The following is a 23,915-nucleotide window of genomic DNA, read 5'->3' on the forward strand; positions in this document are numbered from 1 at the left end:
ATAGAACGTCGTTCTATAAATTATTCCCCATCCGGATTCCGGGTGTCAACCCTGCCTGCCCGAAAGGCCGCTTCGCCATGCCCAGAAAAGCCAGCCAGCCCTCCCTCGCCGACCAGCACGCCGCGCCCGGGGGCGCCGCCGCGGTCGATCGCGCGCTGTCGGTGCTGTCCGCCTTCCGCGCGGGCGACGCCTCGCTGTCGCTGGCGGAACTGGCCGAGCGCACCCAGCTCTACAAGAGCACCGTGCTGCGCCTGCTGGCCTCGCTGGAACATGGCCGCCTGGTGCAGCGCACGGCGGATGGCCAATACGCACTGGGCGCGGAGATCGCGCGGCTGCACGCCGTGTATGCGGCGTCGTTCTCGCTGGAAGGGGTGGTGATGCCGGTGCTGCGGGAACTGACCCGCGTGACCCGCGAAAGCGCCGCGTTCCACGTGCGCCAGGGCGACCATCGCCTGTGCCTGTACCGGGTGGATTCGCCGCAGCCGGTGCGCGACCACATCAAGGCCGGCGACCTGCTGCCGCTGGAACGGGGCGCGGGCGGACGCGTGCTGATGGCCTTCGCCGGCGCGGCCGGCGAGCCGTACGAGACCATCCGCCATAGCGGCGTGGTGGTGCTGGAGGGCGATCGCATGCCCGAGTTGTCCGGCATCTCGGCGCCGGTCTTCAATGAAACGGGCGCCCTGGCCGGCGCCGTCACGCTGACCATGCCGACGCCTCGGCTGCAACGCGAACATGCGGCGCTGGTGGTGGCCGCCGCCGCCGAAGCCACCCGCAACCTGGGGGGTTTTTACCCTTGGCCGAACGATTGAACGGGGCCTGGGCGGGTTATCATGCCCGACAATCCGCAGCCGGTTGCGCGCGCCCCTTCCAGGCGCCCCGAACCGCCAGCCCCAATCAAGATGAACACTGAATCCCTAGCCCTGGACTTCAAGAGCGCCACCCTGTATGCGATCCGGGTGGTCCTGCACAGTGCCGACCCCGCACGCCTGAACGCCGCGCTGGCCAAGCGCATGGCCGACGCCGGCAGCTTCTTCGAGAACGAGCCCGTGGTGATCGACGCCAGCCGCGTCGAGGACGCCATTGACTGGCCCGCGCTGGTCGCTGCCCTGCGCGGGCACAACCTGCCCCCCATCGGCGTGGTCGCCGAAGGCGCCAACCTGGCCGCGGCCCGCGCCGCCGGCCTGACGCCGGTGGAGCTGTCGACGCCCGCGGCCCGTCCCGCGCAGGTGATCGACACGGCGCCGCCCAACGACGTTGCCACGCCGGTGCCGTCGGTGCCGGCCGCCGCCGTCGAGATCGCGCCCGCCCCCACAGCCGCCGCCGAAGCGCCGGCCGGCAAGGCAACGGAAGGGGCATCGGAAAAGGCAACCGAAAAGACGGCCGATAAATCCGCGGACAAGACTGCCGGCAAACCCGCCGCCGAGCCGCTGCCCGAGCGCGCCGCCGCCAGCACCACGTCGGCGCCGAGCCCGACGCCGGCCGCGCCGCAGTCGTCCTCGGCATTGGTCATCACCAAGCCGCTGCGATCCGGCCAGCGGGTCTACGCGCGCCACACCGACCTGGTCGTGATCGGCATGGTCAGCCAGGGCGCCGAGGTCATCGCCGACGGCAACGTGCACGTGTACGGTCCGTTGCGCGGCAAGGCCATGGCCGGCGCGCGCGGCGACACGTCGGCGCGCATCTTCACCACCCACCTGGACGCGGAGCTGCTGGCCGTGGCCGGCGTGTACCGCGTAGTCGAAGACAAGCTCGACCGCTCGCTGCACAACCAGCCCGCGCTGGTGCGGCTGGATGGCGACACCCTGCGCATCGAGGCCCTGAAAGCCTGAGATGCCCTGCCCCGGATCCAGGCCGGCCGGACGGGCGCGAGACCGCGCCAACGCGGAAGGGTCCTGCAACGCAATACTCTGTCAGTCCCGAACGGGCCGTGCCCGTTCAACACATTCTGTAAGAAGCCTTACACGGGCTTTTTGCTTTACGATAACGCGATTTATTCGAACATAAGGGTTTGATCGTCATGACACGCATTGTTGTGGTGACTTCCGGCAAAGGCGGCGTGGGCAAAACCACGACGAGCGCCAGTTTTTCCGCGGGCCTCGCGATGCGGGGCCACAAGACCGCTGTCATCGACTTCGACGTCGGCCTGCGCAACCTCGACCTCATCATGGGCTGCGAGCGTCGCGTGGTGTATGACTTCGTCAATGTGATCCAGGGCGAAGCCACGCTCAACCAGGCGCTGATCAAGGACAAGCAGCTTGAAAACCTGTTCATCCTGCCCGCCTCGCAGACGCGCGACAAGGATGCGCTGACGCAGGAAGGCGTGGAAAAGGTCATCAACGACCTGAAGGAAATGGGCTTCGACTACATCGTCTGCGACTCGCCCGCCGGCATCGAGACGGGCGCGCTCATGGCGGCCTACTTCGCCGACGACGCGCTGGTCGTGACCAACCCCGAAGTGTCGTCGGTGCGCGACTCCGACCGCATCCTGGGCATCCTGGCGGCCAAGTCCAAGCGCGCCGTCGAGGGCGACGAGCCGGTCAAGGAATTCCTGCTGCTGACGCGCTACAACCCCAAGCGCGTGGTCGACGGCGAAATGCTGTCGCTGGGCGACATCGAGGACATCCTGCGCATCAAGCTGATCGGCGTCATTCCCGAATCCGAAGCCGTGCTGCAGGCCTCGAACCAGGGCCTGCCCGCCATCCACCTGAAAGATACCGACGTCTCCGAGGCCTACAAGGACGTCGTGGCCCGCTACCTGGGCGAAGACAAGGCCCTGCGCTTTACCGACTACGAAAAGCCGGGTTTCCTGAAACGCCTGTTCGGAGGCAAGTAAGCAATGTCCTTCCTGTCGTTTCTGCTTGGTCAAAAGAAAACCTCCGCATCCGTCGCCAAGGAACGGTTGCAGATCATCCTGGCCCACGAGCGGGGCCGTGGCGATTCGCCCGACTACCTGCCGCAGTTGCAGCAGGAATTGATCGCGGTGATCTCCAAGTACGTCAAGATCAACCCCGAGGACATCAAGGTGCACCTGGAACGCCAGGACACCCTCGAAGTGCTCGAGGTCAAGATCGAGATGCCGCAAAGCGAGACCTGACGCGTTCCGCGCGCCGCTGGCCGGCGCCGGATCCGCATGCGATGCGCGCAAAAAAACGCCCGGCAATGCCGGGCGTTTTTGCGTTCGGCGCGGTACGCCAGCGTGCGCTGGCGCCCGCCCGGTCCAGGGCTCAGTGCTTGCCCACCTGATCGCCGATGACACCGCCGATGGCCGCGCCCCCCACCGTGCCAAGAATGCCGCCGTTGGTGATGACCGCGCCCGCCACACCGCCGAGCGCCGCACCGCCCACCGTGCTTTTCTGACGATGGCTCATGCTGTCCCACGACGAGCAACCCGCCATGGTGGCGGCCATGGCGACAGCGACACAGATTTTGGAAAGAGATGCGATTTTCATGATGAGGCTCCTATTCTTGTACCCGGGGCCGCTCCTGGGTCCAGACGCGAGCGCACGACACCCCTTATGGGTTTAGAACCTTCAGGATCGCAAAATATCCCGCGCGGCGGTGTGAGGTTTGCCCAGGAATTGTGTCAAACGGCGAGGGAATCTTTGCGACTCCCCGGGACAATGTTGCAGCCAGGCCCGGCTATTTGACCAGACGTAACACGTCGCGGAAACGGGCGTGCTCGCAAGTTTCCATCCACTCGAAAATGGCCATTTCCGTGGTGACGATCTCGGCCCCGTGGGCGCGCGCGCGGCGCAGCGCGGCATGGTGGTCGGACGATTTGCGCGAACCGGCCGCATCGGCCACCAGCACCGCCTTGTAACCCAGCTCAATCAAACCGATAACGGTCTGCAACACGCAGATGTGGGCCTCGCAGCCAGTCACCAGCACGGTCTTGCGCGCCGCCGGCAGCCAGGCGTCGAAGCCGCGTTCGCGCGCGGCCGAGAAGTGCATCTTCTGGAAAGTGGATTGCACCCATTCGGCGAGCGGCGCCACGGTGACGCCCAGCATCTTGCTGTGGTGCTCGGTGGCGACCACGGGTACGTCGAGCAGCCGCGCCGCCTGCGCCAACTTGGCGTTGGCCGCCACCACCGCGTCGCCGTCGTGGATCACGGGCATCAGGCGGCCCTGCATGTCGACGATGAGCAGCGTGGAATCGGAGGCTTGCAGCAGCATGGGAGGTCTCCTGGGGTTGAAGGCGGTATCGACGATACGGTATGACCATCACGCCAAACCGCTTCATTCAATGATATCTCGGGGGATCAACCGCCAGGCTCAAGGTGTTGGCGAGTGCCCGCAGCCGTTTGTCCCGGGTCCATAGCGCAGCGCCAGGTGTCAGTCGCGTGGACGCCAACAAGTGTAAATCCACATAGCCGATGCCCTTTCCAAACAATTTCTCGCTTTGAAGAAAGTGCATGACTTCGTCATGACTCGCACGCACGACTTGAGGCAATAGCGACATCGCGCCCAATACGACATCACGTCGGCCCAACGAACCCAGCGCCAATTCACCCGCGATGAACGGGTGCATCAATACACTTTCTTCCTCCAGCAAGCGCACCAGATATGGCTCGCCGTCGGATAAATGGTCTATCCAGATGGAAGTGTCAACCAGGATCATTGCGTTCCGTCTGCCGCCGCGGGATAGGCTTCAACTTGGGCGAACTGCCACCAAGCTTGGCCAACCGCTTCGCGGCCTCTTTCTGCACGAGCTGGGTCAACGCTCGCGTTACGAGCGCCGATGTCTCCTGGACGCCGGTATAGGTACGGGCCAATTCGAGCAGGTCGTCATCGAGCGTCACAGTCGTACGCACACTGGCCTCCTTGCAATGATTGGAGCAAAAATTCGCATCAGATGATGAACTTTTTGATTCTATCATCCGAAAAAAAAATCCCGGCGCGCAATGGCCGGGATTTTCGGACCGCCTGACAGGCCGGCTTACTTCAGCGCCTTGTAGCGCAGGCGCTTGGGCTTGGCGCCCTCTTCGCCCAGGCGGCGCTTCTTGTCGGCTTCGTACTCCTGGTAGTTGCCGTCGAAGAACACCACTTGCGAATCGCCCTCGAAAGCCAGGATGTGCGTGGCGATACGGTCCAGGAACCAGCGATCGTGGCTGATGACCATGACGCTGCCGGGGAACTCCAGCAGCGCGTCTTCCAGCGCGCGCAGCGTTTCGACGTCGAGGTCGTTGGACGGTTCGTCCAGCAGCAGCACGTTGCCGCCGGCGATCAGCGTCTTGGCCATGTGCAGGCGGCCGCGTTCACCGCCCGACAGCTGGCCGACAACCTTGTTCTGGTCGCCGCCCTTGAAGTTGAAGCGGCCCAGGTAGGCGCGCGAGGACATCTCGAACTTGCCCACGGTGATCAGGTCGGCGCCGTCGGCGACCGCGTCGAACACGGTCTTCTTGTCTTCGAGCGCGTCGCGCGACTGGTCGACGTAGGCCAGCTTGACGGTCTGGCCGATCTTCACTTCGCCCGAATCCGGTTGCTCGCGGCCCGCGATCATGCGGAACAGCGTCGATTTACCGGCGCCGTTGGCGCCGATGATGCCGACGATGGCGCCAGCCGGAATCTTGAAGCTGAGGTTGTCGATCAGCAGGCGGTCGCCGTAGGCCTTGCTGACGTTGTTGAATTCGATGACCTCGTTGCCCAGGCGCTCACCCACCGGAATGAAGATTTCCTGGGTCTCGTTGCGCTTCTGGTATTCGTAGGACGACAGTTCCTCGAAGCGGGCCAGGCGCGCCTTGGCCTTGGCCTGGCGCCCCTTCGGGTTCTGGCGCACCCACTCCAGTTCCTTCTTGATGGTCTTCTGGCGGGCCGATTCGGAAGCCTCTTCCTGCTTGAGGCGGTCTTCCTTCTGCTCCAGCCACGAGCTGTAGTTGCCCTTCCAGGGAATGCCGTAGCCGCGGTCCAGTTCGAGGATCCATTCGGCGGCGTTGTCCAGGAAGTAGCGATCGTGGGTCACGCCCACGACGGTGCCCGGGAACTTGTGCAGGAACTGTTCCAGCCACTCGACGCTTTCGGCATCCAGGTGGTTGGTGGGTTCGTCCAGCAGCAGCATGTCGGGCTTGGACAGCAGCAGGCGGCACAGCGCCACGCGGCGCTTTTCACCGCCGGACAGGTTGCCGACGATGGCATCCCAGGGCGGCAGGCGCAGCGCGTCGGCGGCGATTTCCATCTGGTGTTCGATGTCGTCGGCGCCGCTGGAGGCGGCGGCCGCGATGATGGCTTCCAGCTCGGCCTGTTCGGCGGCCAGCGCGTCGAAGTCGGCATCGGGCTCGGCGTAGGCCGCGTAGACCTCGTCCAGGCGCTTCTTGGCGGTGACCACCGCGCCCAGGCCTTCCTCAACCGCCTGGCGCACCGTGTGCTCGGGGTTGAGCTGCGGCTCCTGCGGCAGGTAGCCGATGTTCAGGCCCGGCATGGGGATGGCTTCGCCTTCGATCTCGCGATCCACGCCCGCCATGATCTTCAGCAGCGTCGACTTGCCCGAGCCGTTCAGGCCCAGCACGCCGATCTTGGCGCCAGGAAAAAACGAAAGCGAGATGTCACGCAGGATCTGCCGCTTGGGCGGCACGATCTTGCCGACGCGGTTCATGGTGTAGACGTATTGGGCCATGGGCTCGTATAGGGAAAGAAAGCTGATGAATCGCTGATTGTAGGCCGGAACCCGGACAGGCGCGCGGGCGGGGTCCGCGCGCGGGTGACAAGGCTATATTTACGGCTTGTGTCCGTTCCATGACGCCTTTCGCGGCGCCCTGCCCACCCCGATGACCGAAGCCGACCTGCTGGCCCGCACCCCGTTTCCCGCCACCCGCGACAGCCTCGCGGCGCAATTGCGCGAGGGCGGCCTGCGCCCCGGCGACACGGTGCTCGTGCACACCTCGCTGCGCGCCCTGGGCTGGATCGCGGGCGGTCCCGTGGCGCTGATCCACGCCTTGCTCGATTGCGTCGGTTCCGACGGCCTGGTGGCGATGCCGGCGCACTCCTCCGACCTGACCGATCCCGCGCAATGGCAGGCGCCGCCGGTGCCGGCCGCCTGGCTGGACACCCTGTGCGAGCACATGCCGGCCTACGATCCCGCCATCACGCCCACGCGTGGCATGGGCGCGGTGGCCGAACTGTTCCGCACCTGGCCCGGCGCCGTGCGCAGCCTGCATCCCACCTGCTCGTTCGCGGCCGTCGGCGCCGGCGCCGACGCGCTGACCGCCAACCACCGGCTGGACGACCCGCTGGGCGAAACCTCGCCGCTGGCAAAGCTGCTGCGCGCCGACGCCGAGATCCTGCTGCTAGGCGTCGGCTTTGACGTCTGCACCATGCTGCACCTGGCCGAACAACGCGCGTGGCCGACGCGACCGCGCCAGCCCGAAGCCTCGCCCATCATCGAGCACGGCCGGCGTGTCTGGAAGCGTTATGACCAGCCCGCGCTGCTCGACTCCGACCATTTCCTGCCGGTCGGCCAGTCGTTGATCGACGCCGGACTGGCGCGGCGCTTCGCGCTGGGCGCGGGCCACGGCCTGCGCGTGCCGGCCAGGGTGGCGGTGGAACACGCCCAGCGGTACTGGCAGGGCAAGCCCGTGCCCGACTGAGGCGCGTGGCGCCCTACGAGGCTGCCCGCGCGCGGCGGCCCGCGGCGAAGGGCGCCCGCATCTGCGCCAGCATCACGCCGGCCAGCGCCATCGCGCCGCCGACAATGTGGAACAGGTGCGGTTTCTCGTCCAGGAACAGCGCCGCGATCGCCACCGTGGCCACCGGCATCAGGTTCAGGAACACGCTGGCGCGGGCCGGCCCCAGGTGGCGCACGCCCTGCATCCACAGGAACGGCGCGAACAGCGACGGGAACAGGCCGGCATACAGCACCAGCGGCAGATTATCGCCATTGAGCGGCGAGGCCGGCGCCATCAGGAAGGCGGGCAACTGGAACAGCACGCCGAACGCCACCTGCACGTACAGCGACACCCATGGCCCGGCCGGCAAACCCCAGCGCCGCAGCAGCACGCCGTACAGCGCGTAGGCCAACGCCGCCACGCCCATCAGCACATCGCCATGGTTCGCGCCCACCGACAACAGGCGCGCCGGATCGCCTTCGCCGATCAGCAACGCCAGCCCCGCCAGCGACAGCAGGCCGCCCAGCAGCGCCATCAGGGAGGGACGCTCGCGCAACACCACGGCGCCGACCGCGATGGTCAGCAACGGAATCATCGCGGTGATGATGCCCATGTTGGTGGCGGTGGTGCTGCCGGCCGCGACGTAGGCCAGGCCCTGGTACAACGCCATGCCCAGGCCGCCCAGCACCGCGAACTTGGGCAGGTACGGCCACAGCGCGCGCCGCTGGCGCCAGGCGGCCGGCAGCGCGAACGGCGTCAGCAGCAGCCCGGCCAGCGCCCAGCGGTAAAAGCCGATGGCGGCCGGCGCGATCACGCCGGCCGCCATCTTGGTGACGATCATGTTGACCGACCAGATCAGCGCCGCCAGCAGCGGGAACAGCAGATAGCGGGCGGGAGTGGGCGAAACATCGGCGCGCGTCATGGGGATACAGCCAAAAACAGGATAACGGCCGGCCAGTGTAGGACCTGTCTGACTCGCTGTATATAATGAAAAACCGACAATCCCCAGCGAACTTCGGACATGGACCTCGCCGACTCCCCGCCCAGCCTTGGCCCGGGCCGCCCCTATCCGCTGGCCTGCCGCATCCTGCACTTCCTGCCGCACTCGCGCATCCAGCGCCACAGCTCGCCCTGGGGCGAACTGAATTTCGCCCTGTCCGGCATCATGGAAATCGGCATCGAGGACAGCACCTACCTGTCGCCGCCCCACTACGCCATCTGGATACCGCCGCACGTCTCGCACTGCTGCCAGAACCAGGGGGAAGTGCACTACGCCTGCATCGACATCCCGGCCGCCGCCTGCGCCGCCCTGCCCGCCAGGCCCTGCACGCTGGAGATCAGTCCCGTCATGCGCGCCATTCTGGGCGACTTCGAACGGCGCGGCATCGCCTATCCAGATACGCCGGAAGACCGGCGCCTGGCGCAAGTGGTCATCGACCAGATCCGCATCGCGCCGGCCTACGCCAGCTACCTGCCGTCCGCCACCGAACCCGTTCTGGCTCCCATCCTCGCCGCCCTGCAGCGCCAGCCCGGCGACAAACGCGGCGCCGCCTACTGGGCCGCCACCGCCGGCATCACCGAACGCACCCTCCTTCGCCACTGCCAGCAACACCTGGGCATGTCGTTCAACGAGTGGCGCCAACGCTTGCGCGTGGTCAGCGCGCTGGAAATGCTCGACGCCGGCCAACCGGTACAGGCCGTATCGCGCGAACTCGGCTACAGCACGCCGTCCGCCTTCATCGCCATGTTCCAGCGCCTGACCGGCCAGTCACCCGACAGCGCCCGCAAGCGCGCCCCGGCGGCCGCCTGAAGGCCGCGTAATCCAAGCGCCCGATGCAAGCTGCGCGCGATCGCGAGACAATAGCGTATGCATTTTTTTCGTAACGCCGTCCCCGCGGCATCATCGCGCCAGGAACCCCCATGTCCGCCTCCGCCACGCCCCCGCCTTCCCTGACCCACTTCAGCGCGACCGAGCTGGACATGCTCGCCAAGACCGCCGACGCCCTCAGCGCCTACCTGGGCAAGCCCGTCCTGGCCGAAGTGGTGCTGGGCGAAGAAGGCACCGAATGGGTCACCTATGGCGTGCCCATCGACGAAAACGCCGAGCCCGACGAAGCCCAGACCCACGTCCAGCTCGGCGGCCCCGGCGCCCGCCTGCTCGGCAACCGCGGCGGCCTGCCCCCGAGCGGCGACGACACCTACGACTGCCTCTATCTCTGGGCCATCCAGATCTCGCTGAACGAAGGCGAACGCTTCATCAAGCTCGACCACGACGGCGAAGAGTCCGCCTGGTCCGACAACCTGGAAGACGTCCTTCCCTTCGCCCTGACCGAGGAACCCCTGCCCGATCCGGATGAGGAAGACGAAGAAGGCGACGACGAGGACGACGAGGACGAAGACGACGCCCACGACCACCCCCACGACCACAACGATCCGGGTCATCGTCACTGAACACTATGACAGACGCAGGGCACGATACCCCCACATCCGCCCGCCGATAAAAAAAAGGGCTTCCAAGAAGAAGCCCTTTGCCAAACTCACTGCCCGAGACACCCCGCGCCGAAACCGACCACCCGGCACCGCCTCGACGCCCCACCACCCAGACGCTGCAACGGGCCGCCCGCGCGGCCCCGTTGCAGCAGCCCCGCAAGACCCTCTCCCCCCACGACAGTGCCGGCAAACACGCCAAGCACACCAGTCGCCCCAGCACCCGTCATGAGCCGCTGACGCAAGTCTGTCGCGGCGGGCGGCGGCGGGCGCGGGGCGTGTAGATGCGCCCGACGGAATCCGAAGGCAGCCGCCGCAGGCGGCAACGAGGATGAGGAAGGGGCAGTCCGGAGCGAACGCTCCGGACCGCAATCGTAGCCCCGCGCCCGCCGCCGCCCGCCGCGACAGACGCCTCAAGAACTCAACAAACTGCCCACACTGGAATCACCCCGCAATCCTCCCCTCCTCCACCGCATGGCAAGCCACCACCGCCACTCCCGCCATCCGAGCCACCGGCGCCTCCGCCCTGCACCGCTCATTCGCATGCGGACACCGAGGATGAAACGTGCACCCCGACGGCGGATTCAACGGATTCGGCACTTCCCCCGCCACCGCCGTGCGCGGCTTGCCGGCCCCGTCGATATCCGGAATCGCCGCCAGCAGCATCCGCGTATACGGATGCCGCGGCCGCGCGAACAGCTCATCGCGCGGCGCCACCTCCACCATCCGCCCCAGGTACATCACCCCGACCCGATCGGCCACGTGATGCACCACCGCCAGGTTGTGCGAGATGAACAGATAGGTCAGCCCCAGCTCGCGCTGCAGGTCCTTCATCAGGTTCAGCACCTGCGCCTGCACCGACACATCCAGCGCCGAGGTCGGCTCGTCGCACACCAGGAACTCCGGATTCACCGCCAGCGCCCGCGCGATCGAAATCCGCTGGCGCTGCCCGCCCGAGAACTGGTGCGGATAGCGGCCCTGGTCGGCCGGATCCAGCCCCACCTGACGGAGCAGCTCGCCGACCCGCGCCGTGCGCTCGGCCGGCGTCATCTTCGTGTGCGTCAGCATCGGCTCGGCGATGATGCGGCCGACGCGCCAGCGCGGATTCAGGCTCGCGTACGGATCCTGGAAAATCATCTGCAGCCGCTTGCGCAGCTCGCGCCCGCCCGGCTCCGCCATGCGCGACAGCGGCTGGCCGTCGAAACGGATATCGCCGCGCGTCAGCCCATACAGCCCCACCAGCATGCGCGCCACCGTCGACTTGCCGCAGCCCGACTCGCCCACCAGCGCCAGGGTCTCGCCGCGATTGATCTCGAACGACACGCCGTCCACCGCGCGCAGCATCACCCGCGGCTTGCCCGCCAGCTTGCGCTCCAGCCAGGGCGGCGACACATCGAACCAGCGCGCCGCGTCCTTCACTTGCACCAACGGCGTGCTCATGGCGTCACCTCGACTTCGTTCTCATGCAACCAACAGGCCGCGCGGGAGGTTCCCGCCGGCATCAATTCAGGCCGGTCCTGGCCGCAGCGCGGCAGGCGCCGCCCGCAACGCGGATTGAAGGCACAGCCCGGGGGAATCGCGTTCAGCCGCGGCATGCTGCCGTCGATCTGCACCAGCCGCTCGGCATGTCCTTGCAGCGACGGGATCGATCCCATCAGCCCCATCGTGTACGGATGGCGCGGCTGATGGATGACGTCGCGCACGGGGCCGATCTCGGCCACGCGTCCCGCGTACATCACCGCCACCCGGTCCGCCGTTTCCGCGATCACGCCCATGTCGTGCGTGATCAGCATCACCGCCGTGCCCTGTTCGCGGCACAGGCGCTTGAGCAGCTCGATGATCTGCGCCTGGATCGACACGTCCAGCGCCGTGGTCGGCTCGTCCGCCACCACCAGCTTGGGCTCGGCCGCCAGCGCCAGCGCGATCACCACACGCTGGCGCATGCCGCCCGAGAACTGGTGCGGATAGTGGTCGATGCGCTCGCGCGCCGCCGGGATGCCGGTGGCCGCCAGCAGCTCGACCGCGCGGTTGCGCGCCTGCGACCAGCTCATGTCCAGGTGCGTCACGATGGTCTCGGCCAGTTGCCGGCCCACCGTGTACAGCGGATTCAGGGAGGTCAGCGGGTCCTGGAACACCGCGCCGATCTCGCGGCCGCGCACGCGGCGCATCTGCTCGTCGGGCAGGTTGTCGATGCGCCGGCCCGCCAGCAGGATCTCGCCGCCGGCGATGCGGCCGGGCGGTTCCAGCAGGCCGATGATCGACGCGCCGGTCAGCGACTTGCCGGCGCCCGATTCCCCCACCACGCCCAGGACTTCGCCCGCCTGGATCGAAAAGGACACGTCGTCCAGGGCCAGCAGCGTGCCGCGACGCGTGGGGAACTCCACGCGCAGGTTGCGGACTTCAAGTAATGCGCTCATAGGTATTTCTCAAATTCGTGTTCCACGTACAGCGCCCCCGAGGCCGATGAAATGCCGACGGGGCCATCGGGATGCCGCGGAGCCGGCTTCGCCGGTCCGCCAGCATGCCCCCTTGAGGGGGAAGCGCGCAGCGCTTCGGGGGTGGGCCATCACCCTAAGCGCGGGTTGAGTGCGTCGCGCAGCCAGTCGCCCAGCAGGTTGACCGACAGCACCAGCAGCACCAGCGCCGCGCCCGGGAAGATGGTGATCCACCATTCGCCGGAAAACAGGAAATCGTTGCCGATGCGGATCAGCGTGCCTAGCGACGGCGCCGTCGGCGGCACCCCCACCCCAAGGAACGACAGCGTCGCCTCGGTGATGATGGCCGTCGCCAGGTGCACGGTGGCCAGCACCAGCACCGGCCCCAGCACGTTGGGCAGCACGTGGCGGAACATGATCACGGGCGAGGCCACGCCGATCACGCGCGCCGCCTGCACGTACTCGCGGTTCTTCTCCACCAGGGTCGAGCCGCGCACCGTGCGCGCATACTGCGGCCAGCCGGCCAGCGCGATGGCGCCGATCAGCACCGGGAACGCGATGATCTCGTGCAGCTCGCGCGGCACCGCCGCGCGCGCCACGCCGTCGATCAGCAGCGCGATCAGGATCGCCGGGAACGACAGCTGCACGTCGGCGATGCGCATGATGAAGGCATCGATGCGCCCGCCCGCGTAGCCCGAGATCAGCCCCAGCACGATGCCGATCAGCATCGACAGCAGCACCGAGGCCAGGCCGATCAGCAGCGACACGCGAGTGCCGTACAGGATCGCCGAATACAGGTCGCGGCCCTGGCTGTCGGTGCCCAGCAGATAGGTCGACTGGCCGTTGGGCGACCAGGCCGGCGGCAGCAGCGCGTCCAGCAGCTCGACCTTGGTCAGGTCGAACGGATTGTGCGGCGCCACCCAGCCGGCCCCGAAGGAGCCGATCAGCAACAGCGCCAGCATGACGGTGGCGACAATGGCCACGGGCGCCCGGCGCCAGGCCCAGGCAATATCGCTGTCCCACCAGCGTTTCAGAACGGCACGCATCAGTGGCCACCTCCGCCGCGGGTCAGCCCGGAGCGCAGGCGCGGGTCCACGACAAAATACAGAAGATCGACGATCAGGTTGATCACCACGAACACCAGCGCGATCAGGCACAGGTACGCGGCCATCACCGGCACGTCGGCGAATTGCACCGCCTGGATGAACAGCAGCCCCATGCCGGGCCACTGGAACACCGTCTCGGTCACGATGGCAAAAGCAATGATGCCGCCCAGCTGCAGGCCGGTGATGGTGATGACGGGCACCATGGTGTTCTTGAGCGCGTGGCCGAAATGGATGGCGCGCCGCTTCAGGCCGCGGGCGCGCGCGAACTTGATGTAGTCCGAACGCAGCACCTCCAGCATTTCGGAGCGCACCAGCCGCAGCACCAGCGTCATCTGGAACAGCGACAGCGTGATCGACGGCAGGATCAGGTGCTTCCAGCCATTGGCGGTGAACAGGCCGGAGGTCCACCAGCCCAGCGCCACGGTATCGCCGCGGCCGTAGCTGGGCAGCCAGCCCAGTTGCACCGAGAACACCAGGATCAGCAGGATGCCGATCAGGAAGGTCGGCAACGACACGCCCAGCAGCGAGCCGGCCAGCAGCAGCTGCGACAGCAGGCTGTTGCGCTTGAGCGCGGTGTACACGCCCAGCGGCACGCCCACCACCAGCGCCAGCAGGGCCGCCACCAGGGACAGCTCCAGCGTGGCCGGCAGGCGCGACTTGAGCAGGCTCGAGACCGGTTCGCTCTGGCGCAGGGAAATGCCGAAATTGCCTTGCGCGGCGTTGGCCACGAAGTGGCCGAACTGGACGATGGCGGGCTCGTTCAGCCCCAGGCGCTCACGCAGCTCGATGCGCTCGGCATCGGTGGCGTCCTGCCCCAGCATGATGGTGACAGGGTCGCCGACATATTGAAAAAGCACGAAGGCCAGTAGCGCGACGGTGAGCATCACCGCTACGGCCTGCAACAGGCGACGCAGTATGAAAGCAAACATAGGCGGGAAAGGCAAAACGGCGAAGCCCCGCGGGGCTTCGCTGTCTGGTTAGCCGGAAGGGCGGGGTCAGTCGACCTTGACCCAGTCGGCAACGAGGCGGTTGTCCGCGCGGTGGATCACCGACACGTTCTTGCGCATGGCCCAGGGAATGACCTGGTCATGCAGCGGGATGTGGCCGAATTCCTGGGCATGCACCTCCAGCACCTTGCGGATGTCGGCGTCGCGCTTGGCCACGTCGGTTTCGGTCTTGATGCGGTCGATGATCGCATCAAGGTCCTTGTTGCTGTAGTTGCCCAGGTTGTACATGCCGTCCGCGCCCTCGCCCTTGGTGCGGATCAGGTTCTGCAGCGTGTACATGGCGTCGAACGTCGGCACGCCCCAGCCGAACAGGTAGGCGCTGGTGTCGGAGTTCTGCACCTTGGGGAAGTAGGTCGAACGCGGCATGGCGTTCATGGTCGCCTTCACACCCACCTTGGCCCACATGCCGACCACGGCCTGGCAGATGGCTTCGTCGTTGATGTAGCGGTTGTTGGGACAGTCGAGCGTGAAGTTCAGCGTGCCGTCATAGCCGGCGTCCTTGAGCAGGGCACGGGCCTTCTCGGGATCGTAGGGCACGCGCTTGTGCAGCGACTCGGCCCAGCCATGGACCTGCGGCGCGATCATGGTGCCGGTGGGCGCCGACAGGCCGCGCATCACCGCGCGCTTGATGGCGTCGACGTCGATGGCGCGGTACAGCGCCTCGCGCACGCGGATGTCCTGGAACGGGTTCTTGCCCTTGATGTTGGAATACTGCAGCTCGGGACGCTTCTGGTCCAGGCCCAGGTAGATGGTGCGGTACTCGTTGCCCTCGACCACCTTGGCCGACTGGCGCAGGCGGTCCAGATCCTGAGCGGCCGGATCGAGCACGAAGTCGATCTCGCCGGACAGCAGCGCGGCGGTGCGCGTGGCGTTCTGCTTGATCGGCGTGAACACCACTTCGGTCACGTTGCCGACCTTGCCGGCCTTGTTCCACCAGTCCTTGTTCTCTTCGAACACGGTGCGCACGTCGACTTCGCGTGACTTCAGCTTGTACGGGCCGGTGCCGTTGGTGTTGCGCGCGCCGAAGGTCTCTTCCTTGTTGACGAAGTCCTGCGGCTTGGCGATGTTGTTCTTCTCCGACCAGGCCTTGTTCATGATGAACACGTTGGGCAGCTGGCGCAGCAGCACCGGGTTGGGCGCGGTGGTCTCGATCTCGACCGTCAGGTCGTCGATCTTGCGCGCTTCCTTGATGCCGGTGGTGTAGGCCTTGTAGTTCGAAGTGGGCGCCATGGCGCGATGCACCGAGAACACCACGTCGTCGGCCGTGAAGGCGGCGCCGTCGTGGAACTTGACGCCGGGGCGCAGCTTGAAGCGGTACAGCGTGGGCGAAACCTGGTCCCACTCGGTCGCCAGGCGCGGCACCACCTTGAAGTCCTTGTCGTAGTCCACCAGCGGTTCATAGACGTAGCTGTTGGCGGCAATCGTCATGCCTTCGTTCTGCGAGTGCGGATCAAAGGTGAGGATGTCGCCCTGGGCGGCCCAACGGAAGGTCTTGGCCTGCCCGATCGAGGGCACGGCCACGGCGGCGGCGATCGCGATGGCAATCAAAGTGCGGCGCATAGGTTCAACTCCTGACTGTAGTCTGAATACCGGCGCGATATTGCCTAGGCCCAAGACCCGCGTCAATTAAGGGTTTATGCGTACCGGAGGGGGTTTTCAGAGGGAGAACATATTTAGGGACGTATAAAAATATGACAAAAAAATCGCTGGCCCGGTATGTAAACAGCGTTCGGTCGGCCCATCCCATCCCGGCCCCCCGGATCGGGGGCTTGTTTGCCGCCCGGCCCGCGCGCACCGCCCTATTCGTCGGCGTCCAGCGGCAGGTCGAGCGGCACGTGCTCGGCCATCAGGCGGCGCAGCATGTCAATCAGCAGGGCCGCCTGATCCTCGCCGAACGGCGCCAGCACCGCCCTCTGGTGCTGCATGGCCTGCTCGCATAGCGCGGCGATCAGATGGCGGCCCTTGGTGGTGATGACCACGCGCGTCTGGCGGCGGTCGGCGCGCACTTCGGTGCGTGTCACCAGCCCTTCGGTTTCCATGCGCTGCACCACCTTGCTCAAGGTCGGTTGCTTGGTGATCGCCAGCACCGCCAGGTCGCCGATGGTTTCGCCAGCGCTGCCTTCCAGGCTGGCCAGCACCCGCCATTCGGTGACCGACAGGCCAGCCGCTTTCACCTGCTGATGAAACTCCGCCGAGATGCGCTGGCTGGCCTGCGCCAGCAGATAGGCCAGGTAGTCATCGACGAACCGCGCACCGCCGTCCCGGGTACCGCCGCCGTGCTTGTCCGACCGCATGTTGTTCCGCTCCCACGCATCAATATTGAATAGGCGACCCGAGGCCGGCAGGCGCATTGCACCACGATGGCGCGCGCTGGCGCCATGACGCGGCGCAATGCTGTTGCGCAGCACAGGGTATACCCCGAATCGCAACCCGTTTTTGCACCATCAAAGCGCGTTTTCACGAGCACTCGGATAGAGAACAACCAGTATATACACCCTTGTTTTTGCGTGATATTTTTTTGATTCCATGAAATTTCATCTTTTTTGTTGACAGCTAAAACGTTGACTCCTAAAGTATTTTTCAGAGCGAAATTTCGTGACATGGGCGTGCTGCGCAGCAGCATGGCTTCGGGACCCGGATGCCGGTCCGCGTGGAGGAGTTCGAGATGGCTGAAAGGTCTTTCAAGAAAGAAGTCCAGCAGTTGCGCATCGGCGCGGGCGAGGAGTTCCGCGGCGAGGGGATTCTCGCGGTCACCAAGGCGCTGCTGCAGTCCGGCGTGGGCTATGTCGCGGGCTACCAGGGCTCGCCCATCTCGCACCTGATGGACGTGCTGGCCGACGCCAACGACATCCTGCAGGAACTCGGCGTGCACTTCGAGGCCAGCGCCTCGGAAGCCACCGCCGCCGCCACGCTGGCCGCCTCGGTCATGTACCCGATCCGCGGCGCGGTCACCTGGAAATCCACCGTCGGCACCAACGTCGCCTCCGACGCGCTGGCCAACCTGGCCTCGGGCGGCGTCACCGGCGGCTCGCTCATCATCGTCGGCGAAGACTACGGCGAAGGCTCGTCCATCATGCAGGAACGCTCGCACGCGTTCGCCATGAAATCGCAGATCTGGCTGCTCGATCCGCGCCCTAACCTGGAAAGCATGGTCAAGGCGGTGGAAGACGGCTTCGCGCTGTCGGAGGCCAGCAAGACGCCAGTGATGCTGCAACTGCGCATCCGCGGCTGCCACGTGCACGGTCGCTTCATTGCCAAGGACAACCAGCGGCCGGCGTTCTCGCTGGCCCAGGCGCTGGAAAGCCCGGCGCGCGACACCAGCCGCATCGTGCTGCCGCCGGCCTCGTTCCTGCACGAGCAGGAAAAGATCAAGGAACGCTGGCCCGCCGCCATCCGCTATATCAAGGAGCACAGGCTCAACGAGCACTTCGATGGCGACCAGGACGACATCGGCCTGATCTTGCAGGGCGGCCTGTACAACGGCGTGATCCGCGCCCTGCAACTGCTGGGCCTGGCCGACAACTTCGGCAACAGCCGCATCCCGCTGTATGTGATGAACGTGGCCTACCCCGTGATCGAGGACGAGGTCATCGACTTCTGCCGCGGCAAGCGCGCCGTGCTGCTGCTGGAGGAAGGCCAGCCCGACTACCTGGAACAGGCCCTGCACGCGGTGCTGCGCAAGGCCGGCGTCGATACGAAGCTGTCCGGCAAGGACGTGCTGCCGATGGCGGGCGAATACACCACCCAGGTGATGCGCGACGGCCTGCGCGAATTCCTCAAGCGCGAACGCCCCGAATCGCTGCAGACCCATCCAGCCGTGGCCGCCGACGCCGGCGCCGCCGAGCCCGCGCTGCAGGTCACCGAGATCACCCGGCCCAAGCCCGCGCCGCGTCCGGCCGAACAGCCCATCACCTTCCACAAGCACGTCGCGGAACTGGCCGCGGTGGTGCCGCCGCGCCCGGCCGGCTTCTGTACCGGCTGTCCGGAGCGGCCGATCTTCTCGGCCCTGACGCTGGCGCAGGAAAAGCTGGGCCAGCACCATATCTCCTGCGACATCGGCTGCCACCTGTTCTCGATTCTGCCGCCGTTCAACCTGGGCGCGACCACCATGGGCTACGGCCTGGGCGCGTCCAGCGCCGCGGCCTTCAACGTGCCGGCGGCCAAGCGGCCCATCTCGATCATGGGCGACGGCGGCTTCTGGCACAACGGCCTGGCCTCGGGCATCGGCAACGCGGTGTTCAACAAGTACGACGGCGTCATCGTCATCGTCGACAACTTCTATGCCTCGGCCACCGGCGGGCAGGACATCCTGTCCTCGCGCGCCGAGAATCCGGACCGCTCCACCAACAATCCCATCGACCAGGCCGTGCGCGGCGTGGGCGTGAAGTGGGTGCGCACGCTGGACCGCACCTATGACGTGGCCAAGGTGCGCGCCACCATCGAGGAAGCGCTGACCACCGACATCAAGGGCCCCAAGGTCATCATCGCCCAGTCGGAATGCATGCTGAACAAGCAGCGCCGCATCAAGCCGCTGTTCAACCAGGCGGTCAAGGCCGGCAAGCGCGTGGTCAAGGAACGCTTCGGCGTCGACCCCGACGTCTGTACCGGCGACCATGCCTGTATCCGGCTGTCCGGCTGCCCGTCGCTGACGGTCAAGGACAGCGGCGATCCCCTCAAGGAAGATCCGGTCGCCCACGTCGAGAGCAGTTGCGTCGGCTGCGGCAACTGCGGCGAAGTGGCGCACGCCGCCGTGCTATGCCCGTCCTTCTACCGCGCCGACATCGTCCACAACCCCAGCGGCCGCGACCGTTTCCTGGCGCGCCTGCGCCAGGGCGTGATCGGCTACCTGCAGCGCCGCCGCGAAGCGCGCCTGGCCAAATTCGCCCTGTGAGGACCCGCCCCATGAACCCGGTGGCATTGCAGCAAGGCACTCCCATCAAGATCGCCATCCTGGCCATGGGCGGCCAGGGCGGCGGCGTGCTGGCCGACTGGATCGTCGACATGGCCGAGCACGCCGGCTGGTGGGCCCAGACCACTTCGGTGCCGGGCGTGGCGCAGCGCACCGGCGCCACCATCTATTACCTGGAGCTGCTGCCCGAGTCCGACGTGGCCCGCGCCGGCCGTCCGCCCGCGCTGGCGCTGATGCCCACGCCGGGCGACGTCGATCTGGTGGTGGCGGCCGAACTGATGGAAGGCGGCCGCGCCATCCAGCGCGGGCTGGTGACGCCCGACCGCAGCGTGCTGATCGCCTCGTCGCACCGCAGCTACGCGGTCAGCGAGAAATCGGCGCCGGGCAACGGCATCGCCGATCCCAACAAGGTGCTGGAAGCCGGCCGCGCCGCGGCCCGCCGTTTCCTCTGCTTCGACCTGCAGGACCTGGCCGACCGCGCCGGCAGCGTCATCAGCGCCAGCCTGTTCGGCGCCGTCGCCGGCAGCGGCGCGCTGCCGTTCTCGCGCGACGACTTCGAGGCCACCGTGCGCCGCGCCGGCGTCGGCGTGGACGCCAGCCTGCGCGCCTTCGCGCTCGGCTTCGAGGCCGCCGACCAGGCGCCCGCGCAGCCGGCCGCGATCGACCTGACCCGGCCACAGCCGGTCGTGCCCGAACGCGCCGCCAGCCCGGCGGCGCAAGCGCTGCTGGACCGCATCACGCGCGATTTCCCCGCCTGTGCGCAGCCGATGTTGACGGCCGGCGCGCGCCGCCAGATCGAGTTCCAGGACCTGGCCTATGCCGAGGACTACCTGGCCCGCATGGCCGCGATCCGCGAACTCGACGCGCGCCACGGCGGCGAATCGAAGCAATGGGCGCTGACCTGTGCCGCCGCGCGCTACCTGGCCACCGCCATGGCCTATGACGACGTGATCCGCGTGGCCGACCTGAAGACGCGCGGCAGCCGCTTCGAGCGGGTGCGCGCCGAGGTCGGCGCCAAGCCGGACCAGTTGGTCTACACCACCGAATTCATGCATCCGCGGCTGGAGGAAATCTGCGGCACGCTGCCGGCCGGGCTGGGCCGCTGGCTCGAACGGTCGAAGGCCTTCGGCGGTTTCGTTGAACGCCGCCTGGGCAAGGGACGCCGCATGCAGAGCGGCACGCTGGGCGGCTTCCTGATGCTGTACACGCTGGCCGGCATGCGGCGCTTCCGCCGCCGCACGCTGCGCCACCAGATCGAATCCGAGGGTCTGACCCAATGGCTCGACCTGATCGCCAACCTGGCGCCGCGCGACTACGACCTGGCGGTCGAGACCGTCAACTGCCGCCGCCTGGTCAAAGGCTACAGCGACACCCACGTGCGCGGCGGCGGCAAGTACCGTCAATTGATCGCGGCCGCCGCCCAACTGGCGGGCCGGCCCGATGCCGCGGCTTCGCTGCGCGCCTTGCGCCAGGCCGCGCTGGCCGACGAGAAATGCGGCCCCATGGAACGCCAACTGGCCGAGAAACTGGCCGCCTGACATCGAGATAGAGACGAACGCCGTGCAAACCCTGAAACTCATCGTCCGTGAAGTCCGCCAGGAATCGCCGCTGATCCGCTCGCTGCGCCTGGCGCGCGAAGACGGCGGCGCCCTGCCCGCCTTCGGCCCCGGCGCCCACCTGAAAGTCAGCGTGCCCGGCCTGCGCGAACCGCGCTGCTACTCGCTGGTGCAACTGACGCCGGAAGCCGGCCGCTTCGCCGAACCCGTCGAATACCGCCTGGGCGTGCGGCTGGAAGAAGCCAGCGCGGGCGGCTCGCGCCACATGCACGGTCTGGCGGTGGGCGACACGCTCAGCGTCGAAGGACCGAAGAACGATTTCCCGCTGCACGAGGGTCCGGCTGGCGACGAACCGGTGGTGCTGATCGCCGGCGGCATCGGCATCACGCCGGTGGCGTCGATGGCGGCGGCGCTCAAGTCCGCCGGCCGCGCCTTCGAACTGCACTACAGCGGCCGCAGCCGCGACCAGCTGGCGTTTTTGCCGGAACTCCAGGCGCTGGCTGGCGACGCGCTGGTGCCCCATGCCGACGACGACGCTTCCTGCCGCTTCGACCTGAAGGCGCTGCTGGACGCCGTCAACCCGCGCCAGCACCTGTACGTCTGCGGCCCCAAGGGCCTGATCGACGCCGTCATCCAGGAAGCGCGCGCCCGCCACTGGCCCGACGCTCACATCCATTTCGAGCTGTTCGCGACCGCCGCGCCGCAGGCGGGCGACCAGCCCTTCGAGGTCGAGCTGCGCCAGTCCGGCCGGGTGCTGACGATTCCCGCCGACAAGACCATCGTCGACGTCATGGAAGAAGAAGGCTGCGACCCGATGTACGACTGCAAGCGCGGCGAATGCGGCGTGTGCCAGGCCACCGTGCTGGAGGGCGAGCCGGACCACCGCGACTACTACCTGTCGGATACCGAGAAAGCCAGCGGCAAGATCATCCAGATCTGCATCTCGCGCGCCAAGTCGGCGCGCCTGGTGCTGGACCTGTAGGGCCGGGCGCGACAAGAGGAGACTCCCATGGCCAAATACCGCGACAACCCCGACGCCATCCGCGCCCTGCTGCGCGAGACCGAGGTGCACAAGGACCTGTTCATCGACGACGAACTGTTCGACCTGGAGATGGAACGGCTGTACGCCAACACCTGGGTCTACGTCGGCCACGACAGCCAGGTGCCCAACCCCGGCGACTACATCACCACCACCGTCGGCAACCAGCCGGTGGTGATGGTGCGCCACAGCGACCGTTCGGTGCGCGTGCTGCACAACCGCTGCCCGCACAAGGGCACCATGGTGGCGGGCGACGCCTGTGGCAACACCGGCAAGTTCTTCCGCTGCCCGTACCACGCCTGGACTTTCAAGACCGACGGCAGCCTGCTGTCGATCCCGCTGAAAAAAGGCTATGAAAACACCGGCCTGGAGCAGTGCGAGGCCAGCCAGGGCATGGCGGCGGTGAAAGACGTGCGCAACCATCGCGGCTTCGTGTTCTGCCGCCTGAACCCGAACGGCCAGTCGTTCGAGGACTTCTTCGGTGACGCGCTGTCGACGCTGGACAACATGGTCGACCGCTCGCCCGAAGGCCGGCTGGAAGTGGCCGGCGGCGTGCTGCGCTACATGCACCGCTGCAACTGGAAGATGCTGGTCGACAACCAGACCGACACCTGCCACCCTATGGTGGCGCACGAGTCGTCGGCCGGCACCGCGGTCAAGGTCTGGGAACAGGCCCCGGCCGGCACGCCCAAGCCGATGGCGGTGGAACTGTTCGCGCCATTCATCTCGCCCTACGAGTTTTTCGAGAACATGGGCATCCGCGTCTGGGAAAACGGCCACGGCCACACCGGCGTGTCCGATTCGATCCACGCCGCCTATTCGGGCATTCCGGGTTACTGGGAGTCCATGGTCGCCGCCTATGGCGAGGAGCGCGCCCGCCAGATCCTGGGCGACGTGCGCCACAACACCGTGTACTTCCCCAACATCATGGTCAAGGGCCCGATCCAGACCCTGCGCGTGTTCAAGCCGATCGCCGCCGACCGCACCCTGGTGGAGTCGTGGACCTTCCGCCTGGTCGGCGCGCCCGACCTGCTGCTGGAACGCACCCTCATGTACAACCGCCTGATCAACGCGCCCACTTCGGTGGTCGGCCACGACGACCTGGAGATGTACGAGCGCGCGCAGGATGGCCTGCAATCGCGCGCCCGCGACTGGGTCAACGTCGGCCGCCTGTACGACCCCGCCGAGCTCGGCCAGAAGAACGTCACCACCAACGGCACCAACGAATGGCAGATGCGCAACCAGTACCGCGCATGGGGCCGCTACATGACGGAGCAGGCATGAGCTTGAGCGACCGCGACCTGATCGATTTCGTCTACGCCGAGGCGCGCCTGCTCGACGAGTTGCGCTTCGAGGACTGGCTGGAGCTGTATACCGAGGACGGCCATTACTGGATGCCGCTGGCCCACGGCCAGACCGACGCCCGCCTGCACGCCTCGCTCATGTACGAAGACAAGCTGCTGCTGCGCGTGCGCGTGGAGCGCCTGGCCGGCCAGCGCACCTTCTCGCAGCAACCCAAAAGCCGCTGCCATCATCTGCTACAGGCGCCCACGGTCGAACACGACCATCCCGATTCGGCGCCGGACCAGGGCCGCCACGTGGTGCGCACCGCCTTCCATTACGTCGAGACGCGGCAGGACGCGCAGACGCTGTACGCCGGCTGGGCCACGCATCACCTGGTCGAGCAGGACGGCGCGCTGCGTATCCGCCTCAAGCGCGTCGACCTGGTGAACTGCGACGCCGCGTTCGGCAACATCCAATTGTTCATGTAGGAGCGG

24 protein-coding genes are annotated in these 23,915 nt (G+C 67.0%); 12 read left to right on the forward strand and 12 right to left on the reverse strand.

Annotated elements, in window-relative coordinates:
• Window positions 1-77 precede the first annotated feature (77 nt).
• From HV742_RS07820 to minE, 4 genes are all read left to right on the forward strand, one after another.
• Window positions 78-809, forward strand: coding sequence for an IclR family transcriptional regulator (locus HV742_RS07820; protein WP_059269407.1), 732 nt, complete (start codon window positions 78-80; stop codon window positions 807-809).
• Between the two features lie 90 nt (window positions 810-899).
• Complete coding sequence (minC, locus tag HV742_RS07825) at window positions 900-1,829, forward strand: septum site-determining protein MinC (protein ID WP_049071626.1); 930 nt, start codon at window positions 900-902, stop codon at window positions 1,827-1,829.
• Window positions 1,830-2,017: 188 nt separating this feature from the next.
• Window positions 2,018-2,833 carry a septum site-determining protein MinD gene (gene minD, locus HV742_RS07830; protein WP_049077490.1) on the forward strand — a complete coding sequence of 272 codons (816 nt, stop codon included), beginning with the start codon at window positions 2,018-2,020 and terminating at the stop codon, window positions 2,831-2,833.
• A gap of 3 nt (window positions 2,834-2,836) precedes the next feature.
• Entirely contained in the window at window positions 2,837-3,094 is a 258-nt protein-coding gene (gene minE / locus HV742_RS07835) for a cell division topological specificity factor MinE (protein WP_006388977.1), read from the forward strand.
• Between the two features lie 130 nt (window positions 3,095-3,224).
• Here the strand turns inward: minE and HV742_RS07840 are convergent, their stop codons facing one another.
• From HV742_RS07840 to ettA, 5 genes are all read right to left on the reverse strand, one after another.
• Window positions 3,225-3,449 carry a YMGG-like glycine zipper-containing protein gene (locus tag HV742_RS07840; RefSeq protein ID WP_049071625.1) on the reverse strand — a complete coding sequence of 75 codons (225 nt, stop codon included), beginning with the start codon at window positions 3,447-3,449 and terminating at the stop codon, window positions 3,225-3,227.
• Window positions 3,450-3,639: 190 nt separating this feature from the next.
• The gene (locus tag HV742_RS07845; protein WP_049071623.1) at window positions 3,640-4,173 is read right to left on the reverse strand and encodes an isochorismatase family protein; all 534 of its coding nucleotides are present in this window, start codon (window positions 4,171-4,173) and stop codon (window positions 3,640-3,642) included.
• A gap of 67 nt (window positions 4,174-4,240) precedes the next feature.
• Window positions 4,241-4,618, reverse strand: coding sequence for a type II toxin-antitoxin system VapC family toxin (locus HV742_RS07850; RefSeq protein WP_049071622.1), 378 nt, complete (start codon window positions 4,616-4,618; stop codon window positions 4,241-4,243).
• Entirely contained in the window at window positions 4,605-4,811 is a 207-nt protein-coding gene (locus HV742_RS07855) for a type II toxin-antitoxin system VapB family antitoxin (RefSeq protein ID WP_175144757.1), read from the reverse strand. Before HV742_RS07855 ends, HV742_RS07850 begins: the two co-directional genes overlap by 14 nt.
• A 125-nt stretch (window positions 4,812-4,936) precedes the next feature.
• Window positions 4,937-6,610 (reverse strand): energy-dependent translational throttle protein EttA, encoded by a 1,674-nt coding sequence (ettA, locus tag HV742_RS07860; protein WP_006388972.1) that lies wholly within the window; start codon window positions 6,608-6,610, stop codon window positions 4,937-4,939.
• A 106-nt stretch (window positions 6,611-6,716) separates the two neighbouring features.
• On the opposite strand from ettA, the gene HV742_RS07865 reads away from it, so the two are divergent.
• Window positions 6,717-7,580 (forward strand): AAC(3) family N-acetyltransferase, encoded by an 864-nt coding sequence (locus HV742_RS07865; protein ID WP_254600995.1) that lies wholly within the window; start codon window positions 6,717-6,719, stop codon window positions 7,578-7,580.
• A 13-nt stretch (window positions 7,581-7,593) separates the two neighbouring features.
• Here HV742_RS07865 and HV742_RS07870 read toward each other — a convergent pair whose 3' ends face one another.
• Window positions 7,594-8,520, reverse strand: coding sequence for a DMT family transporter (locus HV742_RS07870; protein WP_175144758.1), 927 nt, complete (start codon window positions 8,518-8,520; stop codon window positions 7,594-7,596).
• Between the two features lie 99 nt (window positions 8,521-8,619).
• Between HV742_RS07870 and HV742_RS07875 the strand changes: the two genes are divergently transcribed.
• Both HV742_RS07875 and HV742_RS07880 read left to right on the forward strand, forming a co-directional pair.
• Window positions 8,620-9,408, forward strand: coding sequence for an AraC family transcriptional regulator (locus tag HV742_RS07875; RefSeq protein ID WP_175144759.1), 789 nt, complete (start codon window positions 8,620-8,622; stop codon window positions 9,406-9,408).
• A gap of 110 nt (window positions 9,409-9,518) precedes the next feature.
• A complete protein-coding gene (locus tag HV742_RS07880) occupies window positions 9,519-10,049 on the forward strand; it encodes a hypothetical protein (RefSeq protein WP_175144760.1) in 531 nt (176 codons plus the stop codon).
• Window positions 10,050-10,529: 480 nt separating this feature from the next.
• On the opposite strand, the gene HV742_RS07885 is transcribed toward HV742_RS07880, so the two are convergent.
• From HV742_RS07885 to HV742_RS07910, 6 genes are all read right to left on the reverse strand, one after another.
• The gene (locus tag HV742_RS07885) at window positions 10,530-11,525 is read right to left on the reverse strand and encodes an ABC transporter ATP-binding protein (RefSeq protein ID WP_068956062.1); all 996 of its coding nucleotides are present in this window, start codon (window positions 11,523-11,525) and stop codon (window positions 10,530-10,532) included.
• Entirely contained in the window at window positions 11,522-12,502 is a 981-nt protein-coding gene (locus HV742_RS07890) for an ABC transporter ATP-binding protein (protein WP_175144761.1), read from the reverse strand. Before HV742_RS07890 ends, HV742_RS07885 begins: the two co-directional genes overlap by 4 nt.
• 149 nt (window positions 12,503-12,651) lie before the next feature.
• The gene (locus tag HV742_RS07895) at window positions 12,652-13,566 is read right to left on the reverse strand and encodes an ABC transporter permease (RefSeq protein ID WP_026382652.1); all 915 of its coding nucleotides are present in this window, start codon (window positions 13,564-13,566) and stop codon (window positions 12,652-12,654) included.
• Window positions 13,566-14,555, reverse strand: a complete 990-nt coding sequence (locus HV742_RS07900; protein ID WP_006388963.1) for an ABC transporter permease — start codon at window positions 14,553-14,555, stop codon at window positions 13,566-13,568. The genes HV742_RS07895 and HV742_RS07900 overlap by 1 nt, the downstream gene beginning before the upstream one ends.
• Window positions 14,556-14,621: 66 nt before the next feature.
• On the reverse strand, window positions 14,622-16,193 hold the full coding sequence (locus HV742_RS07905) for an ABC transporter substrate-binding protein (protein ID WP_175144762.1): 1,572 nt from the start codon (window positions 16,191-16,193) through the stop codon (window positions 14,622-14,624).
• 239 nt (window positions 16,194-16,432) lie between these two features.
• Window positions 16,433-16,927, reverse strand: a complete 495-nt coding sequence (locus HV742_RS07910; RefSeq protein ID WP_068951015.1) for a MarR family winged helix-turn-helix transcriptional regulator — start codon at window positions 16,925-16,927, stop codon at window positions 16,433-16,435.
• Between the two features lie 371 nt (window positions 16,928-17,298).
• On the opposite strand from HV742_RS07910, the gene HV742_RS07915 reads away from it, so the two are divergent.
• From HV742_RS07915 to HV742_RS07935, 5 genes are read left to right on the forward strand one after another with little or no spacing between them, the layout of a single operon-like run.
• A complete protein-coding gene (locus HV742_RS07915; RefSeq protein ID WP_175144763.1) occupies window positions 17,299-19,524 on the forward strand; it encodes a ferredoxin family protein in 2,226 nt (741 codons plus the stop codon).
• An 11-nt stretch (window positions 19,525-19,535) separates the two neighbouring features.
• A complete protein-coding gene (locus HV742_RS07920; RefSeq protein WP_175144764.1) occupies window positions 19,536-21,080 on the forward strand; it encodes an indolepyruvate oxidoreductase subunit beta family protein in 1,545 nt (514 codons plus the stop codon).
• 22 nt (window positions 21,081-21,102) lie between these two features.
• Window positions 21,103-22,080 carry a PDR/VanB family oxidoreductase gene (locus HV742_RS07925; protein ID WP_175144765.1) on the forward strand — a complete coding sequence of 326 codons (978 nt, stop codon included), beginning with the start codon at window positions 21,103-21,105 and terminating at the stop codon, window positions 22,078-22,080.
• 27 nt (window positions 22,081-22,107) lie between these two features.
• Window positions 22,108-23,421 (forward strand): aromatic ring-hydroxylating dioxygenase subunit alpha, encoded by a 1,314-nt coding sequence (locus tag HV742_RS07930; protein ID WP_020925006.1) that lies wholly within the window; start codon window positions 22,108-22,110, stop codon window positions 23,419-23,421.
• Window positions 23,418-23,909 (forward strand): aromatic-ring-hydroxylating dioxygenase subunit beta, encoded by a 492-nt coding sequence (locus tag HV742_RS07935; RefSeq protein WP_059269399.1) that lies wholly within the window; start codon window positions 23,418-23,420, stop codon window positions 23,907-23,909. Before HV742_RS07930 ends, HV742_RS07935 begins: the two co-directional genes overlap by 4 nt.
• The last annotated feature ends 6 nt before the right edge of the window (window positions 23,910-23,915 follow it).

This window comes from Achromobacter ruhlandii, from assembly GCF_902859695.1.
In the GTDB taxonomy this organism is placed as follows: Bacteria; Pseudomonadota; Gammaproteobacteria; order Burkholderiales; family Burkholderiaceae_B; genus Achromobacter; species Achromobacter ruhlandii.

Bases quoted from the DNA above. Each gene is read 5' to 3' on its own strand.
- minC (WP_049071626.1), top strand. From the start codon at position 900: ATGAACACTGAATCCCTAGCCCTGGACTTCAAGAGCGCCACCCTGTAT.
- HV742_RS07885 (WP_068956062.1), bottom strand. From the start codon at position 11,525: ATGAGCACGCCGTTGGTGCAAGTGAAGGACGCGGCGCGCTGGTTCGAT.
- HV742_RS07910 (WP_068951015.1), bottom strand. From the start codon at position 16,927: ATGCGGTCGGACAAGCACGGCGGCGGTACCCGGGACGGCGGTGCGCGG.
- HV742_RS07930 (WP_020925006.1), top strand. From the start codon at position 22,108: ATGGCCAAATACCGCGACAACCCCGACGCCATCCGCGCCCTGCTGCGC.
- HV742_RS07895 (WP_026382652.1), bottom strand. From the start codon at position 13,566: ATGCGTGCCGTTCTGAAACGCTGGTGGGACAGCGATATTGCCTGGGCC.
- HV742_RS07875 (WP_175144759.1), top strand. From the start codon at position 8,620: ATGGACCTCGCCGACTCCCCGCCCAGCCTTGGCCCGGGCCGCCCCTAT.
- HV742_RS07890 (WP_175144761.1), bottom strand. From the start codon at position 12,502: ATGAGCGCATTACTTGAAGTCCGCAACCTGCGCGTGGAGTTCCCCACG.
- HV742_RS07880 (WP_175144760.1), top strand. From the start codon at position 9,519: ATGTCCGCCTCCGCCACGCCCCCGCCTTCCCTGACCCACTTCAGCGCG.
- minE (WP_006388977.1), top strand. From the start codon at position 2,837: ATGTCCTTCCTGTCGTTTCTGCTTGGTCAAAAGAAAACCTCCGCATCC.
- ettA (WP_006388972.1), bottom strand. From the start codon at position 6,610: ATGGCCCAATACGTCTACACCATGAACCGCGTCGGCAAGATCGTGCCG.
- HV742_RS07840 (WP_049071625.1), bottom strand. From the start codon at position 3,449: ATGAAAATCGCATCTCTTTCCAAAATCTGTGTCGCTGTCGCCATGGCC.
- HV742_RS07935 (WP_059269399.1), top strand. From the start codon at position 23,418: ATGAGCTTGAGCGACCGCGACCTGATCGATTTCGTCTACGCCGAGGCG.
- HV742_RS07920 (WP_175144764.1), top strand. From the start codon at position 19,536: ATGAACCCGGTGGCATTGCAGCAAGGCACTCCCATCAAGATCGCCATC.
- HV742_RS07870 (WP_175144758.1), bottom strand. From the start codon at position 8,520: ATGACGCGCGCCGATGTTTCGCCCACTCCCGCCCGCTATCTGCTGTTC.
- HV742_RS07845 (WP_049071623.1), bottom strand. From the start codon at position 4,173: ATGCTGCTGCAAGCCTCCGATTCCACGCTGCTCATCGTCGACATGCAG.
- HV742_RS07905 (WP_175144762.1), bottom strand. From the start codon at position 16,193: ATGCGCCGCACTTTGATTGCCATCGCGATCGCCGCCGCCGTGGCCGTG.
- HV742_RS07900 (WP_006388963.1), bottom strand. From the start codon at position 14,555: ATGTTTGCTTTCATACTGCGTCGCCTGTTGCAGGCCGTAGCGGTGATG.
- HV742_RS07820 (WP_059269407.1), top strand. From the start codon at position 78: ATGCCCAGAAAAGCCAGCCAGCCCTCCCTCGCCGACCAGCACGCCGCG.
- HV742_RS07850 (WP_049071622.1), bottom strand. From the start codon at position 4,618: ATGATCCTGGTTGACACTTCCATCTGGATAGACCATTTATCCGACGGC.
- HV742_RS07915 (WP_175144763.1), top strand. From the start codon at position 17,299: ATGGCTGAAAGGTCTTTCAAGAAAGAAGTCCAGCAGTTGCGCATCGGC.
- minD (WP_049077490.1), top strand. From the start codon at position 2,018: ATGACACGCATTGTTGTGGTGACTTCCGGCAAAGGCGGCGTGGGCAAA.